The organism is Streptosporangium sp. NPDC006013 (assembly GCF_040614275.1).
In the GTDB taxonomy this organism is placed as follows: Bacteria; Actinomycetota; Actinomycetes; order Streptosporangiales; family Streptosporangiaceae; genus Streptosporangium.
In genome coordinates, this window is sequence record NZ_JBEXUE010000235.1 from 1 (window position 1) to 15589 (window position 15589).

Below are 15589 nucleotides of genomic sequence, written 5' to 3' on the forward strand. Positions count from 1 at the left end.
CGACGGTGCCTGCGCGATGGTGCTGTCCGCCGCCGACAAGCTCACCGACAGCACACCGGCCTGGGTCCTCGGCACCGCGATGCGCTCCGAGCCGACCCGAGCGGGGCGTGGCAGGACCGTCCGGTCAGTGCTTGCCGACCGTCCAGGTGATCGACTGGGTGAGGATGTCCGCCTTGTAGGCGGGGTTCCTCACGAAGTCGGTGGAGTCACCGACCTGCACCGAGTAGGTGCAGTCGCCCTTCTTGGCCTTCAGGTCCTTGCGCCCGCACCACGGCGCCTCGGGCTTTCCGTGGCCCTTGGGCTTCTTGGTCAGAGCCACCGCCGAGGTGCTGCCCGCCCACTCGGCGATCTCGTGGCCGTTGATGAACCAGCGGGTGGACACGGTCGGGAGCCCCACGGGGGTGACCGTCAGGGTGCTGCCCGCCCTGACCTTGCCGCTCGGGGTGGAGTCGTCGATCAGGCCGGTCGTCTCGACGAACGTGCGGACCATCTCCTCACGGCCGACCAGGTTGAACGGCTTGAGCAGGGAGCGCATCAGCGAGTTGTCGCTGGGCCGGTAGATGCCGAGGTTGTAGTAGGCGGCCCCCTCGAAGGTGTCGATCACGCCGCCGTCGGGGGTCTCGGCGCCCAGCCAGTACCACCACTTGGCCCGCCGCGCGGTCTGCTGCTCGGCATTGTGAATCGAGACGTTGGTGTCGGGCGGCTCGTCGCCGGTGTAGGTGCTGCCGTCGTCCGGGTAGGCCCAGTAGGGGTACTCGTCGGCCAGGTCGCCGATGGAGTGGCCGAACTCATGCGGCAGGATCTCCGGGCCGCTCCGGTGCCCGCCGGAGAAGGTGACCAGGTTCTCCTCGATGTAGCCGGCACCGCCGTAGGTGGGGCTGTTGACCACGACGGCGATCTGGTCGAAGGCGGGGGCCAGCCCGGCGTAGGACTGGGCGGTGGGGATGTCCACGCAGACCAGGCGCTCCAGGTCCTCGCACCAGTACTCACCGCCCAGCGCGGTGTCCTTCCGCACCCCCTTGACCGGGTCGTTGTCGACGCCGGACTCATTGGAGACGACGTTCACCTGCCAGACGTTGAACAGCTTGCGGTAGCTCTTGAACGGCTCGCGCTGGACCAGGATGTTCCAGCTGTTGGCCACCTGGGCGGTGTAGGCGTCCTGCTCGGCCTCGGTGAAACCGTCGCCGAGGTAGACCAGGTCGATGCGTTTGTCGCTGGGGCCGTTGACCTCGATCGGCGTCACCGTGGCGGACGGCACGGCCAGGCCCCTCGCCTTGTCGCCGCTCTCCACCGGAACCTCGGTGTAGCCCTGGGGGGCGTGCTCGCCGAAGACCTCGACCTTTCGCGTCTGGCCCGGATCCTCGGCGTGAGCCGGACCGGTCGACAGACACGCCATGACCATGAGCGTGGCGACCACCACGGACGATCTGCGCACGGGTTCTCCTTGCTTGGGGAATGCCGCAGATTGTCACCGGTGTCGGATAACGGGGTGATCACGCGAGAGTGTCGAGCTTGTCGGCCCGTTCGTGCCTGCCGGGGAGCCGCAGGTCAAGGCTGCCCATAACCGGTGGGTTATGCGCAGTTGAGATGGACACGATGAGCCCCTTTCCATAACCCACGGGTTATGGAAAGGGGCTCATCTCCGCGAAAGACGATCGACGCTCGTCCGCCACCGGCCGGACGTCGGGTCGCCGGTTCCGTACGTGCCGCCGGAAGGCACGGGAAGCCGAGCGCCCGTCATTTCCCCAGGCTCATCGGCGGACCATCGCGATGAGCCGGTCCAGCACGGTTCCGCCCGAGGCGCGCAACCCGTCGTGGGCGTACTCGTTGGTGATCCAGGAAGTCAGGTCACGCACCGTGCTCGCGGTGCGGAGGGAGCTGTCGCGGTCCACGTACAGGTCGTCGTGATAGATCACCGCCGCCACCGGAACGGTGTTGCCGCTCAGCCGGTCCGGGTCGTAGAGGCGCGGCCAGGACTCGCAGGCGGCCAGCGTCTCGGCGCAGGCCCGCAGCGGGACCAGCGCCGGGTCCTCGTCGAAGAACCACGGGAAGATCATCTCGCCGAAGAACCGGACGGGGCCGCCCTGCTCCACATCGAACTCGGGGAACTCGCCCAGCGCGCGGTGCGCGGCCCAGTTGGAGGCCCCGCCCTGGCAGTAGGACGCCTCGTGCAGCAGCGCGTACAGCGGGTGCTCGGCGTAGGAGACCAGCGCGTCCACCCGGCGCAGGAAGACGTCGGACAGCTCCTTCTCACCGGCGAACGCCTCCTCCAGCAGATGGTGCAGCGTGTCGAACCTGCTCTCCGTGCCGAACGTGATCCCGAGGGTCTGGAAGCGCCGCGGGGTCAGCCGCTCCCCGCCGGGCAGGAACACCTCCTGCCGTTGCAGGTGGTCGGCCACCTGACGGGCGATCGCCAAGTCACCGGGATAGCGGGCGAAGAACCGCTCGTTGTGCGCCAGGACGCGGGGGTAGGCCGCCCGGTACACGTCCTCGGGCCGGTCGGCCAGCGGCGGCAGCCCACCCGCGATCATCACCTCGCGCAACCCCTCGGGGGCCAGCGACAGATAGGTCAGCGCGCAGAACCCGCCGAAACTCTGCCCCAGCAGGCTCCACGGCCGGTCCCCGAGAAGGCGCGCGCGAAGCAGTTCGGCGTCCCTGACGATGGCATCGGCCCGGAAATGGCGCAGGTAGGCGGCGGGGTCGTCGAGGCCGGCCAGGGTCTGCCGGTTGGCGGGAGTGCTGCGCCCGGTGCCGCGCTGGTCCAGCAGCAACACCCGGTACTCCCCGGTGGCCCGGTGCAGCCACCCGACCGGCGAGCGGGGGGCACTGTGGCCGGGGCCGCCCTCCAGGTACAGCAGCCACGGCAGGTCGTCCCCCTGCCGCCCCACCGCGACCACCTCCCGCGCGAACACCTCGATCGTCGCCCCGTCCGGGCTGGAGTGGTCCAGCGGGACGGTGATCGTGTGATCGGTGAAGACGAGGCCGGAACGGCGGTAGGTCACTGGCATAGGGGTTCCTTCGGAAGTAGGGATCACCGTCAACTGTGCGCCGAACGAGGGAACCGCGTCTTATCCCAGAGACATATAAATCCAGCGTTATGCCGCACTATATTTGGCCCATGCAGCTGGAGCTACGGCACCTTCGAGCGTTATGCACCATCGCCGGCGCGGGGAGTCTCAGCAAGGCGGCCGCCTCCCTGGGCGTCTCCCAGCCCGCCCTGACCGCCCAGCTGCACCGGATCGAGTCCACGCTCGGCGGCCAGGTCTTCCGGCGCAGCCGGTTGGGTGTGACACCGACCCCGTTCGGCCAGTTCGTGCTCACCCGGGCCAGGTCCGCGCTGCACACCGTGGACGAGCTGATGACGGGCACCCTGCCGCCCAGCGGCCAGACGAGCGTCGCCCGCATCGGCGGCTATGCCAACCCCCTGTTCAGCGGCCTGCTGCGGCGGCTGTTCGAGGTCCCGGGGGCCTCGATCACCGTGCACACCGAGCACTCGCCCCGCCTGCTGCTGGATCTGCTGACCTCCCGGCGGCTGGACGCCGCGACCCTCATCGACTACCCCGGCCACGAGCTGGTCATCCCACCCTCGGTGGGCGTGCGTCCCATCGCCGTGGAACCCGTCTTCGTGGCGATGGCCGAGGCCCATCCCCTCGCGGTGCTGGAGGAGGTGCCGCTGGCGGAGCTGGCGGGCGACGACTGGGTGCTCTCGCCGCCGGACGGCGTCGGCTGGCCGGAGTGTTTCGTGACCGCCTGCCAGAACGAGGGCTTCGTCCCGAAGATGCCGTACATCATGATCGAGCCGATGATGATCCGTAATCTCATCGCCGAGAAGCATGCGATCTCGCCCTGCCAGGCCAGCTTCCCCGCAGGACCTGGGCTCGTGGTCCGCCCGCTCGCCGGATCACCGTTGTGGATCAGGCACCTGGCGGCCTGGCGCCGCGACGGCGCCCTCGCCCACCGGGCCGAGGAGCTGACGCGCCTCGCCACCGAGGCCCACCGCGAATCCCTCGAAAGTCAGCCGCACTACACCTCCTGGCGCGCCCGCCACCCGGCGGACCTCCGGCCGTGATCCCGGTTGAACCGGCTGATGCTCTCCCCCCGGGGAACGGATGAGCGGGATCACGGGCGTGCTCATCCGACGTCAGCCGCGCTCGTAGGGGATCTTCTCGCCTGCCTCGATCGCGACCGGCAGTCGGTTCTCCGCCGGCGGCAGCGGGCAGGTGGCGAAGTCGGTGTAGGCGCACGGCAGGTTCGTGGCCCGGTTGAAGTCCACGGTCACCTGGTTGCCGGCGTCGGGCACCCCCAGTTGCAGGACGCGGTTGGCGGCGTAGGTGGTCACGCCGGAGGTCGCGTCGGTGAACAGGGCGATCAGGCTGCCCGGCGCGTGGCCGTTGAACACCGTCAGGCTCAGTGTCTGCCCGTCGAGCTCGAACTCGACCCGCCCCGGCGCGTCGTAGACGTGCCGCAGCCCCTCCACCGCCGCCCCGACGTCCGTCGGCCGGGGCTCGTCGAACGGCACGTAGCGGCCGGCGACCAGCCATCGCGGGTCCGGCGGGAAGGTCGGCGTGCCGGCGAACGCGACACGCAGCGGGTGGTCCGGGTGTCTCGGCCTGACGATGTCATGCCCGCCCCGCCTGGCCACCTCGATCACCGCGTCACCCCAGGTGGCATTGATCGCGCCGCGTTCGGGGATGAGGCCGAACACGTACCGGCCACGCACCGGTGTGCCGTCCACCAGCAGTTCCTCCGCGTCTCCGAGGGTCACCACGACGCCCTCGCCGCCGGTCGACCATTCCCCCGGAGCATCCGGCAGGCGCTGCGGTTCAGAGGTCAGCCAGTGCAGGTTCGTGACGGCGAGGAACCCGTGGGGATCGGCCAGCACCACCTCGTGCCGATGGTGCCAGTCCTGCCATTCCTGGACGTACGCGGCCGCGTCGATCACTTTGACTGCCATGGCTGCTCCTCGAATGTCGGGTAAGTTTTCGTACTATCCCTACCGCTTAGATAGGTTTTTGTCCAGCGGCGATCCGGCAGCCGACCGATCGTGGTCCTCTCCTTTCGAGCTGGACCATGGCGCATCCTGGTTTCCGGCCCTCACACCACCGAACCGCCCCTTCGAAGCCGGTGATCACCACACGGCGTGAACACCCCCGAAACCACGTGACAGGCCACCTGCCCGGTGAGGTAACTGATCGCGGCTGAACATGAGCCCTTGTAAGGTTCGCTGGCATGCGTACCCTTTTCGCCGCATTGACGGTCGTCGCGCTCACGAGCATGTCGCTCACCGGAACGGCGAGCGCCGGCTCGACCGGCCCCATTCCGACCGGCACCGCCGCCCTCACCCAGAACCCGGTCTACAAGACCGGCAAGCTGGCGACTCAGGCCTGTGAGGAGCCGCTGCTGCGAGGCGGCGATTTCGAGACCGTCCGGATTTACGTGAAAACCGTCTCCGCGTGTTTCGACAGGGCGTGGGGGGCACAGCTGAAAAAGGCCGGCATCACATTCGGCAAGCCGAGAATCGTGCTCTCGTACACCTCCAGAGTCAAGACCGCCTGCGGCGTCCGTGACACGAACAGCGTGTTCAGCCTGTACTGCAAACGCAACAAGACCATTTACATGACGGTCTCGGAGAGCGGGCTGAGCAACGAGCTCGACTCACCGGACATGCTCGAAAGCCTCGCCATCGGGTACGGCTACCACGTCCAGCAGCTGACCGGCATCCTCACCCAGGAGGCCAGAGCCCTCAAGAGGCTTTCCAAGACCGATGCCCTCGCCCTGAGCACCAAGGTCTCGCTGCAGAACATCTGCTTCGCCGGCGCCTTCCTGGGAAGCGTCTGGGACTCCCTGGGGCACACCAAGGAGCACGGTTACGACTACCTCATCGGCCGGCACTCCTGGGATGCCGACGTCAAGGGGCACGGCAAGGCCAAAAACCGGGTCTACTGGGAGCGACGCGGTTTCGACTCCGACGCGCGCACGCGGCGCTCGACGGGCCATCCGGCCCCGGCGGCGAAGACCCATGCGACATGGCCCCCCGCCTCCTCGAACGGCACGGTGTGGCTGTCGAACTCCTTGACCAGGCCGATGTCGTGCATCATCGACGCGACGTACAGCAGCTCGGCGTCGAAGGCGATGTCGTTCATCGCACCGTAGGCCGCCGCCCACAGGTAGGCGCGCACGGAGTGGTTGAGCAGGGCGGGCGAGCAGTAGGCGGTCGCCACCTCCAGCGCGCCGCGGGCGGCCGGTGTGTCGGGGATCACGATGTCGGCGAGTCTCATATGCCCAGCCTGCCGAAACTCGGTTACGCCCGCGAGTGGCCGCCGGGACGTCGACCGGCAGGATCAGGCCGCTCGCGCCGGGAAACCTGGGAAACCTGGGAAACCCGCATCTAGTTGCTAACGATGTCCCGGAAGCACCCATCCCGACTTGACCGGTTTGGTGGGATTCGGACAGCATGATCCACTCCCCTCGTTCGGCCCGGAAGGAACTGGCGTGCGCCGCCGCACACAAGCACTCGCTCTCTCTCTTGTCCTCTTGACGACCTGTGGCGCCACAGCCGGCATCGCGGAAGCACGGGAGGTAAAACGCACCGCTGAGTGCCAGGGTGACTGGCTACCGGCCACGCCGACGGCGGCGGACATCATGAACGGCGAGGTCGCCTTCCTCGACCTGGCCCCGGTGAAGATCGGCAAGAACGTCGACTGGCGCACCGACCCCTACCGGAACCGCTCCTGGAGCATGGTCTTCCACTCGCTGCGCTGGATGGGCCGCCTCGTCGCCGACTACGAGACGAACGGCAACGAGGCGTACCTGGCGCGGGCCGTCGAGATCGCCAAGGACTGGGTGGCCGACAACCCCCGCGGCGGCGCGGGGGCCAGCCCGTACGCCTGGCAGGAGCACCCGATCGCGCTGCGCGCCCCCGCGCTGGTCTGCCTCAGCAAGCACGTCAGCGAGTCGTGGCTCTCCCGCAGCCTGGCCGAGCACGCCAAGATGCTGTCGGACCCGAAGCTGTACGAGAAGGGTCACAACCACGGCATCGACCAGGACATCGCGCTGCTCGGCATCGGCTGCCGCTATGGCCGGGATCAGTGGTCCAGCCTCGCGATCAGGCGGCTCACCGAGACCGTGAAGCTCGACGTCGACTCCCAGGGCGCGCTGCGCGAGCAGGCCCCCCGCTACGCGATCTACGTCTACGAGCGGCTGAAGGTCGCGATGGACAACATCAAGTCGTGCGGGCGGAAGGTGCCCGCCGACATCGCACGCCGCTGGGAGTCGCTGGAGGACTTCATCTCCCACTCCACCCAGCCCGACGGGTTCATGGTCCCGATCGGCGACGGCGGCGCGGACGTGCGGCCCGTCGGCTACTCCCACCCGAAGAAGACGGTGCGGGTGTTCGGCAACGGCTACGTCTACGGGCGCACCGCCTGGGACAAGCCCGAGTCGGCGTTCTACTCCATCCGCTTCGGGCCCGGCATGAAGTACCACGGCCACGAGGACCACCTGGGCGTGACCTACTACGCCCAGGGCCGCGACGTCCTGGTCGACGTCGGCTTCGACTCGTACGAGAACAGCGGCTACCGGCACTGGACGATGTCGGCCGAGGCGCACAACACCTCGATCGTGTCCGGGGCCAGGTTCCGCGGCAAGACCGCCACCACCCTGAGTAGATCCTCGATCGGGTCCGAGCGGCAGAGCTACCGGCTGACCGACAGGGCCTACGGCGTGCCCAGGACCCGCTCGGTGCTCGTCAACCACGGCAATGACCTGATGGCCGTGCTGGACACGGTCCCCAAGGGCTCCTCGGTCCGCAACATCTGGCACTTCTCCCGCGACCTGTCCACCGTCTCGAACAGCGGCGGCCAGGTCGTGGTGAAGGACAAGGCGGGCTGGAAGGCGACGCTCGTGCAGGTCTCGATGCCCTCCTGCAAGCCGGTCGGCGGACTCAAGGTGATCCGCGGCCAGAAGAACCCCTACCAGGGCTGGGTCTCCTCCGCCTACCTGCAGAGGCATCCCGCGCCCGCGGTCGTCGCCCCCGCCTCGGGCGACTCCGTGCTGACCGTGCTGGTGCCCGGCACCGGCAAGCCGTCGCTCTCCTGCGCGGGCGGCAAGGTCAGCGTGGAGACCTCCGAGGGCCCGGTGAGCTTCCGCGTCGGCGGCGCCGACCTCTCCTGACGGCCTCGCCCCCGGCTGAGCCGGCCCGGCCGGGGGCGCTCGGGGCCGCTCACACCCGCCGGGTCAGGAGGGCGGCCCGGCTGGGCGACCCCGAACCTGAGCCGCCCGGCCACGCCCTCCGGAGGGGTTTCCCGTGCGCGCCCTTCGGGGGCCGCCTCAGTCGGTGTGGCCGGCGCGCAGCAGGCCGTAGGTGACGGCCTGCTCCAGCGCCTGCCAGGACGCCTCGATGATGTTCTCGTCGACACCGACGGTGGACCACTCCCCGGCCGCGTCGCTGGAGGTGATCAGCACGCGTGTGACGGCGTCGGTGCCGTGCGTGCCCTCCAGGATGCGCACCTTGAAGTCGATCAGCTCGACCCCCGCCAGCTCGGGGTAGAGCCGCTCAAGTCCCTGCCGTACGGCCCGGTCGAGGGCGTTGACCGGACCGTTGCCCTCGCCGGTGGCGACGATCCGCTCGCCCTTGGCGTGCAGCTTCACGGTGGCCTCGCTGACGACCTCGCCGCCGCGGTTCTGCTCGACGATCACTCGCCAGGACTCGACCTGGAAGTGACGCCTGCGCTCGCCCGCGACGGTGTCGCGGAGCAGCAGCTCGAAGGAGGCGTCGGCCGCCTCGAAGGTGTAGCCCTTCGACTCCATCTCCTTGACCCGCATCACCAGCTCCCGCGAGGTGTCGGGGGCCAGCTCGTAGCCCAGCTCGCGGCCCTTGAGCTCGACCGAGGCGCGTCCGGCCATGTCGGAGACGAGCATGCGCATGTCGTTGCCGACCTCGGCGGGGTCGATGTGCTGGTAGAGGTTGGGATCGACCTTGATCGCGCTGGCGTGCAGCCCGGCCTTGTGCGCGAAGGCGGAGACCCCGACGTAGGGGGCGTGGGAGTTGGGGGTGACGTTGGTGACCTCGGTGATCGCGTGGGCGATCCTGGTCATGTCGGCCAGCGCCTCCCTCGGCACCAGGTCGAATCCCCGCTTGAGCTGCAGGTTGGCCACGACCGTGAACAGGTTGGCGTTGCCCGAGCGCTCCCCGTAGCCGTTGGCGCAGCCCTGCACGTGGGTCGCGCCCGCCTTCACCGCGGCCAGGGAGTTGGCGACCGCGCAGCCGGTGTCGTCGTGGCAGTGGATGCCGATCCTGGCGGACGTGCCGACGGCGGCCTGCACGACCTCGGCCAGCTCGTCGGGGAGCATGCCCCCGTTGGTGTCGCAGAGCGCGATGACCGAGGCTCCCGCCTCGGCGGCGGTGCGCAGCACCTCCAGCGCGTACGCCGGGTTGGACTTGTAGCCGTCGAAGAAGTGCTCGGCGTCGAGGAAGACCCGCTGTCCCTCCGCGTGCAGGTGGGAGACCGTGTCGCGGATCATCGCGAGGTTCTCCTCCAGGGTCGTGCGGAGGGCCAGCTCCACGTGCCGGTCGTGACTCTTGGCGACAAGGGTCACGACCGGCGCGCCGGATTCGCGCAGCGCGGCCACCAACGGGTCGTCGGCTGCCTTCACACCTGCCCGGCGGGTCGCGCCGAACGCGGCGAGCTGCGCGTGCTTCAGGTCGAGCTCTGTTTGAGCTCTCCTGAAGAACTCTGTGTCCTTGGGATTGGCCCCCGGCCAGCCACCCTCGATGAAACCGACGCCCAGGCCGTCCAGGTGACGCGCGATGGCCAGCTTGTCGGCCACCGTGAGATTGAGCCCCTCCTGCTGGGCTCCGTCACGGAGGGTCGTGTCGTACACGTGGAAGCGGTCGTCGGCCATGTCGTTCTCCTTCGCGGTTCGATGATTCGCCGCGCGCTCATTCGGCTTCGAGAAACAAAAAAACCCCTCACGGACGTGAGAGGTCTGCGCGCTGGCGGTGTCCCTTTTCAGCCAGCGCGCCTGCCGATAATGAGCAGACCGTAGAACATGATGCTTTGGAGTCTGCCACACGCTGACAGCATCTGACACATCGATCTTAGGATTTGAGACCCGCGATCCGCCGACACGGCTCGGGTTCACCCCCCGCGACCACCTCGTACCGACCAGAATGAGGCCCATGAAGGCGACCTACCTCGACCCCGCCGTGGGGCAGTATCTGCTCGCGCACACCACCCTGCCCGACGACGTCCTCGACGCGCTCGCCGTCGAGACCCGCGAGCTGACCGGCGACAGCGCGGGAATGCAGATCTCCCCCGACCAGGGGCGCTTCCTCACCATGATCGCCCAGATCGGCGGCGCCGGGAACGCGGTGGAGGTGGGCACCTTCACCGGCTACTCCTCCATCTGCCTCGCCCGCGGGCTCGCCCCCGGCGGCCGGCTCACCTGCTTCGACGTGAGCGAGGAGTGGACGGCGGTCGCCCGGAGATACTGGGAGAAGACGCAGGTCTCCGACCGCATCGAACTGAGGATCGGCCCGGCGGCCGAGCGGCTGCGCGAGCTCCCCGAGCACCCCGGGGTGGATCTGGCGTTCATCGACGCCGACAAGGTCAACTATCCCGTCTACTACGAGATCCTGATGTCGCGGCTGGTCCCCGGCGGGGTGATCCTCGTCGACAACACGCTGTGGAGCGGCCACGTCGCCGATCCCGGCAGGGACGACGAGACGGTCAGGCACATCCGCGAGTTCAACGACATGGTCAGCGCCGACGGACGGGTCACCTCGATCATGCTCCCCATCGCCGACGGCCTCACCATGATTCGAAAGCACTGACGAGAACTTTTCCGAATCCCGGGCGGACGGGAATCTTTCCGATTACTTTAAGCGACATGGCAAACACGTTGCGCCCACCCGCGCGGAGGGAAGGATGACCGCATGGCCAAGGTTTTGGATCGACCAACCGAGAGAGCACCACAAGAAGATCTCCGCGATGAACTTGTCAGGCGACTCCCAGAGATGTGCGAGCAATGGCCTGACCGGCGCGTCGAGCTCATCAACGGCCGGATCGTGGTGAGGGAGTTGCCTACCGACAGCCACAACAACATCGTCTTCTGGGTTCTCACCCACCTTCTCGGCACGGTGACCGAGCATGGCTGGAAGATCTGGAACGACATCAAGATCCATCTCGGCCCTCAAGCCGAACGTTACCGCCCCGACCTCACCGTCGTGCCACGTAATCCAAGGATGTGGGACAAGAACGAGGTCTACGGTGACGTCACGCTGCTCGTGGTGGAGGTGGTCTCCCCAAGCAGCGTCAACGACGATCACGTCGTCAAGCCCCAAAACTGCGCGTTGGCAGGTGTCCCGCTCTATCTCGTCATCGATGCTTTCGACGAGCAGATCCGGCTTCTCAGCAGCCCCAGCCCCAAGGGGTACCAGCAGGAAAACATCGTCAAGTTCGGCGGCTCCCTGAAACTTCCCGAGCCGTGGAACCTCACGATCGACACCGACGAACTGCCCGAAGGATAGCCCTGCCCGCGGAGGAGGCCTGGCCAGTTGGAGACCGGGCCTCCTCCGGCTGGGGACCCCACGGTGACCGGCCATGAACGTGTTGGCCGGATCTCCTCGCCCCCTTACGCAGCACCTGTCACCGCATCGTTCCCACTTCACACCTGGGGATCCCGTCACAGGTCAGGTGCCACACAAGAGCAAAAACCCATCGAGGTCGCACGCGGGACTGGCCCTGCGTTCCGCACGTGACCCCGGTTGACCCGGGGTGGTTACCTGCGGCACTGAGATCAGATATAGCTGCTGACCTGCAACGATGCAGCACATGCGGAAAACGGGACTAGCAGATCTTGTGGACCCAGTTGTGCGGGTCCGGGCGGGAACCGTACTGGATGCCCACGAGTTCCTCGCGGATCCGCCCGGTGACCGGCCCCTGGGTGCCGTCGCCGATCGTCCAGGCGCGGTCGGCGCCCTTGACCGAGCCGACCGGGGTGACCACCGCGGCGGTGCCGCAGGCGAAGACCTCGGTGAGCTCGCCCGACTCGCAGCCCCGCTGCCACTCCTCGATCGACAGCCGCCCCTCCTCCGCCCGCAGGCCGAGGTCCGAGGCCAGGGCGAGGATCGAGTCGCGGGTGATGCCCGGCAGCAGCGTGCCGGTGAGCGCCGGGGTCAGCAGGCGGTCGCCGTAGACGAAGAACAGGTTCATCCCGCCCATCTCCTCGACGTAGCGGTGCTCGCTCGCGTCCAGCCAGACCACCTGGTCACAGCCCTGCTCGACGGCCTGGCGCTGGGCCACGAAGGCCGCCGCGTAGTTGCCGCCGCACTTGGCGAAGCCGGTGCCGCCGGGGGCCGCGCGGGTGTACTCGGTGGAGAGCCAGACGCTGACCGCCTGCCCACCACCGAAGTAGGCCGCCGCCGGAGAGGCGATCACCATGTACTTGTAGGTCCTGGAGGGATAGTTGACCCCGAGCGCAGGCTGCGTGGCAATCATGAAAGGGCGCAGGTAGAGGCTGTGTCCGGGGGTGGTCGGCACCCACTCGCGGTCGGTCTGGACGAGCAGTTCCAGCGACTCGACGAACGTCTCCTCGGGCAGTTCGGGCATGGCCATCCGCAGCGCGGAGGTGTTGAAGCGGGCGGCGTTGGCCTCGGGGCGGAACGTCACGATCGCACCGTTCTGCTGGCGGTACGCCTTCATGCCCTCGAAGAGCTCCTGCGCGTAGTGGAAGACCGCGGTCGCGGGGTCGAGGCTGAGCGGGCCGTACGGCATGAGCCGGGCGTCGTGCCAGCCCTCGCCCTCGGTGTAGTCGATCGAGATCATGTGATCGGTGAAGACCTGGCCGAACCCCGGAGCCGCCATTACCTGCTCGCGCTCGGCCGCGGTGCGAGCGTGGTCGGAGAGCTGCACGTCGAAGCTGAGCTTCTGAGCGGTGGTCATGACGCGGATCCTTATCTTGATGTCTGGCTTACCCTCGGGTCCATTCTGCGTTGGACCGGGTAACGGGAAACTACTGCATCCATGCCGAAAACCGGCAGTGCGTGGGAAACAAAAAACGCCCGGCGGCTCGTAGGAGCCGCCAGGCGCATCGGGGTCGAGGGGGCGGCTTCCTCAGCCGGCTACTCGCGCGGTGATGTCGTCACCGATCTCCTGGGTGGTCCGGCCGGCCCAGCCGGCCAGCCGCTCGAGCAGGTCGTCGGCGACGGCCTGCTCGACCCGGGCCGCCTCGTCGGCCAGTCCCAGGTGGTCCAGGAGCATGGCGACCGACAGGATGGTGGCGGTCGGGTCGGCCTTGCCCTGGCCCGCGATGTCGGGGGCACTGCCGTGGACCGGCTCGAACATGCTCGGCGCGGTGCGGTCGGGGTTGACGTTGCCGCTGGCCGCCAGGCCGATGCCACCGGCGATCGCCGCGCCGATGTCGGTGAGGATGTCACCGAAGAGGTTGTCGGTGACGATCACATCGAAACGCTCCGGCTGGCTGACGAAGAACATCGAGGCCGCGTCGACGTGGCAGTAGTCGGTCTGGACCTCGGGGTACTCCACGCTGACCCGGTCGAACGTGCGGGCCCAGAGGTCACCGGCGTAGGTGAGCACGTTGGTCTTGTGGACCAGCGTCAGCTTCTTGCGGGGGCGGGCCACCGCCTTCTCGAAGGCGTAGCGCACCACGCGCTCGACACCGTAGGCGGTGTTCAGCGACTCCTGGGTGGCGATCTCGTACGGCGTGCCGCGGCGCATGGCGCCTCCGGCACCGGCGTAGGGGCCCTCGGTGCCCTCCCGGACGACGATCATGTCGATGTCCTCGGGGCGGGCCTTGCCCAGCGGCGTCTCAACGCCGGGGAAGAGCTTGACCGGGCGGAGGTTCACATAGTGGTCGAGCTGGAAGCGGAGCTTGAGCAGCAGGTCGCGCTCCAGGATGCCCGGGGGCACGCTGGGGTCGCCGACCGCGCCGAGCAGGATCGCGTCGTATCCGCGTAGCTCGTCGAGCAGCGGGTCGGGCAGGGTCTCGCCGGTCTCGTGGTAGCGCTTGGCTCCGAGGTCGTACGTGGTGGTCTCCACCTTGGTGCCGACCGCTTCGAGAACCTTCAGGCCCTCGGTGACGACCTCGGCTCCGATCCCGTCCCCGGGGATGACCGCCAGGCGAATGTTACGCGAATCCATGCAGGCACCTTACCTGTCCGTCTCGGTGATCGAACACCGGTCTCACTCTTCGGACGTGTCCGCGCGTCCGCCCGCGTGATCACTTTGTCCTTTTTTGCTCCCTATTGACCGTTTCGCGAGGTTTCGTTATCGTCCTCCCCATTCACATCGATGCCTAATCCGTACGGACCATCCCCTTACCGGCCCGTACGGAGCCGGGGAACCACTTTTTCCGGGATCCACCGGGCCCCCGGGAACCCGCTCCTCCCCCGGAGCGCGCTCCCGGCCGCCATCACGGGATTCCTTGGGGCGAATCGGCGCGCTCTCGCGCCGTAGGGCGGCCTCCACGCCCGAGCCCGACAGCTCACCCGGCCGGCCTTATGGAAGGAATCATCCTGTCCGGCAAGATGTACTCCCGCGTCCTGTCCATTCTCGTCTCAGGTGCCGCGGTGTTCGCGGCCTCGGCCATGGCGCCGACTGCGGCCCTGGCCGCCTCCCCTCTCCCCTCCCCCGAAGCTCCCGTGCTCGGCACCGTCAGGCTGAAGGCGGCACTGAAAAGCGCGACCCCCAGGCCCGCCTGGCAGAAGGCCGTGAAGTGGGCCATGTCCAAGCGCGGCACGCCCTACGTCTGGGGTGGCACCGGCAACGGCGGCTTCGACTGCTCAGGCCTGATGCTCCGCGCCTACGGCGCCGCCGGGATCAAGCTGCCCCGCGTCACCACCGACCAGTACGCCGCCTTCTCCAAGAAGATCGCCTGGAAGGACCTCAAGGCCGGTGACCTGGCCTTCTTCAGCGGCCTCGGCCATGTCGGCATGATCACCAGACCCGGTTACATGGTCCACGCCCCGCGAAGCGGCGACGTGGTCAAGGAGGAGAAGCTCAGCGCCTGGCGCCGGTCCTCCTTCGTCGGCGCGGTGCGCCCCGATCCGCAGGGGGTCAAGTCGACCGAGCAGATCGAGATCGCGACCGGCGGATGAGACACACCGGCTGATCAGCCGCGGGAACCCCGCCGGCACTGGGAACAGGTTCAGCGGATGGGGGAACCACCGTTGTCTCGGCGGTCCAGGGCGGTCTGGAGCGCCTCGGCGGCCTCGTCCTTGATCTCTTCGGCGTGGTTCCAGGGATACATGTCGTACATGGCGAATCTCGTCTCGGTCGCATGCGAGCAGGGGCAGTGGTCGAGACTCCGATCAGGGCTCCGACCAGGCCTGATGTCACGGGTCCGGATCACGGACCGGTGATCTGGGGCGTGCCGCCGGAGAGTTGCCGGCCCACCCCTGTCAGGCCCCGTCGCGGCAGGCTGGGACCTGGCGCATTTCATCCCAGGCTACCTGGCGGCCGGAACACCGTCTCGCTTGACGCCCTCGAAGAAGACGCCCAGCTCCTGCTTGATGCCGCGGCGGCGGAAGGAGCGCTCGAGCAGCTTGGAGCTCGACTCCTCCTCCAGC

The 15589-nt window shown here is 68.2% G+C and carries 12 protein-coding genes, 1 pseudogene and 1 riboswitch; of the genes and pseudogenes, 6 read left to right on the top strand and 7 right to left on the bottom strand.

Annotated features, from left to right (window positions below; genetic code table 11):
* Nucleotides 1–124 precede the first annotated feature (124 nt).
* Both ABZ260_RS30025 and ABZ260_RS30030 read right to left on the bottom strand, forming a co-directional pair.
* Nucleotides 125–1435, bottom strand: coding sequence for a M64 family metallopeptidase (locus ABZ260_RS30025; RefSeq protein WP_355624572.1), 1311 nt, complete (start codon nucleotides 1433–1435; stop codon nucleotides 125–127).
* 316 nt (nucleotides 1436–1751) lie between these two features.
* Nucleotides 1752–3008, bottom strand: coding sequence for an alpha/beta fold hydrolase (locus ABZ260_RS30030; RefSeq protein ID WP_355624574.1), 1257 nt, complete (start codon nucleotides 3006–3008; stop codon nucleotides 1752–1754).
* A 110-nt stretch (nucleotides 3009–3118) separates the two neighbouring features.
* Between ABZ260_RS30030 and ABZ260_RS30035 the strand changes: the two genes are divergently transcribed.
* Nucleotides 3119–4069: a LysR family transcriptional regulator gene (locus ABZ260_RS30035; RefSeq protein WP_355624576.1), complete on the top strand. Its 951-nt coding sequence runs from the start codon at nucleotides 3119–3121 to the stop codon at nucleotides 4067–4069.
* 72 nt (nucleotides 4070–4141) lie between these two features.
* Here ABZ260_RS30035 and ABZ260_RS30040 read toward each other — a convergent pair whose 3' ends face one another.
* Nucleotides 4142–4954, bottom strand: a complete 813-nt coding sequence (locus ABZ260_RS30040; protein ID WP_355624578.1) for a DUF1684 domain-containing protein — start codon at nucleotides 4952–4954, stop codon at nucleotides 4142–4144.
* Between the two features lie 320 nt (nucleotides 4955–5274).
* Between ABZ260_RS30040 and ABZ260_RS30045 the strand changes: the two genes are divergently transcribed.
* Nucleotides 5275–6153 (top strand): neutral zinc metallopeptidase, encoded by an 879-nt coding sequence (locus ABZ260_RS30045; RefSeq protein WP_355624588.1) that lies wholly within the window; start codon nucleotides 5275–5277, stop codon nucleotides 6151–6153.
* Here the strand turns inward: ABZ260_RS30045 and ABZ260_RS30050 are convergent.
* Nucleotides 6099–6278: pseudogene (locus tag ABZ260_RS30050) on the bottom strand (cyanamide hydratase); the annotation flags it as partial. The gene ABZ260_RS30045 and the pseudogene ABZ260_RS30050 overlap by 55 nt on opposite strands.
* Before the next feature lie 364 nt (nucleotides 6279–6642).
* Here ABZ260_RS30050 and ABZ260_RS30055 point away from each other — a divergent pair.
* A complete protein-coding gene (locus ABZ260_RS30055) occupies nucleotides 6643–8172 on the top strand; it encodes a heparinase II/III family protein (protein WP_355624580.1) in 1530 nt (509 codons plus the stop codon).
* A 156-nt stretch (nucleotides 8173–8328) separates the two neighbouring features.
* Here ABZ260_RS30055 and cimA read toward each other — a convergent pair whose 3' ends face one another.
* Nucleotides 8329–9903, bottom strand: a complete 1575-nt coding sequence (cimA, locus tag ABZ260_RS30060; protein ID WP_350914750.1) for a citramalate synthase — start codon at nucleotides 9901–9903, stop codon at nucleotides 8329–8331.
* Nucleotides 9904–10180: 277 nt separating this feature from the next.
* Here cimA and ABZ260_RS30065 point away from each other — a divergent pair, with 277 nt between their 5' ends.
* Nucleotides 10181–10834, top strand: a complete 654-nt coding sequence (locus ABZ260_RS30065; RefSeq protein WP_355568150.1) for an O-methyltransferase — start codon at nucleotides 10181–10183, stop codon at nucleotides 10832–10834.
* Between the two features lie 102 nt (nucleotides 10835–10936).
* Nucleotides 10937–11530, top strand: coding sequence for a Uma2 family endonuclease (locus tag ABZ260_RS30070; protein ID WP_355568153.1), 594 nt, complete (start codon nucleotides 10937–10939; stop codon nucleotides 11528–11530).
* Nucleotides 11531–11849: 319 nt separating this feature from the next.
* On the opposite strand, the gene ABZ260_RS30075 is transcribed toward ABZ260_RS30070, so the two are convergent.
* Both ABZ260_RS30075 and ABZ260_RS30080 read right to left on the bottom strand, forming a co-directional pair.
* Nucleotides 11850–12944 carry a branched-chain amino acid aminotransferase gene (locus tag ABZ260_RS30075; RefSeq protein ID WP_355624582.1) on the bottom strand — a complete coding sequence of 365 codons (1095 nt, stop codon included), beginning with the start codon at nucleotides 12942–12944 and terminating at the stop codon, nucleotides 11850–11852.
* Nucleotides 12945–13115: 171 nt separating this feature from the next.
* Nucleotides 13116–14162, bottom strand: a complete 1047-nt coding sequence (locus tag ABZ260_RS30080; RefSeq protein WP_355624584.1) for a 3-isopropylmalate dehydrogenase — start codon at nucleotides 14160–14162, stop codon at nucleotides 13116–13118.
* 141 nt (nucleotides 14163–14303) lie between these two features.
* Nucleotides 14304–14534: riboswitch (cyclic di-AMP (ydaO/yuaA leader) on the top strand.
* On the opposite strand from ABZ260_RS30080, the gene ABZ260_RS30085 reads away from it, so the two are divergent.
* Nucleotides 14522–15118: a C40 family peptidase gene (locus ABZ260_RS30085; protein ID WP_355624586.1), complete on the top strand. Its 597-nt coding sequence runs from the start codon at nucleotides 14522–14524 to the stop codon at nucleotides 15116–15118. It overlaps the preceding riboswitch by 13 nt.
* Nucleotides 15119–15589: the final 471 nt, after the last annotated feature.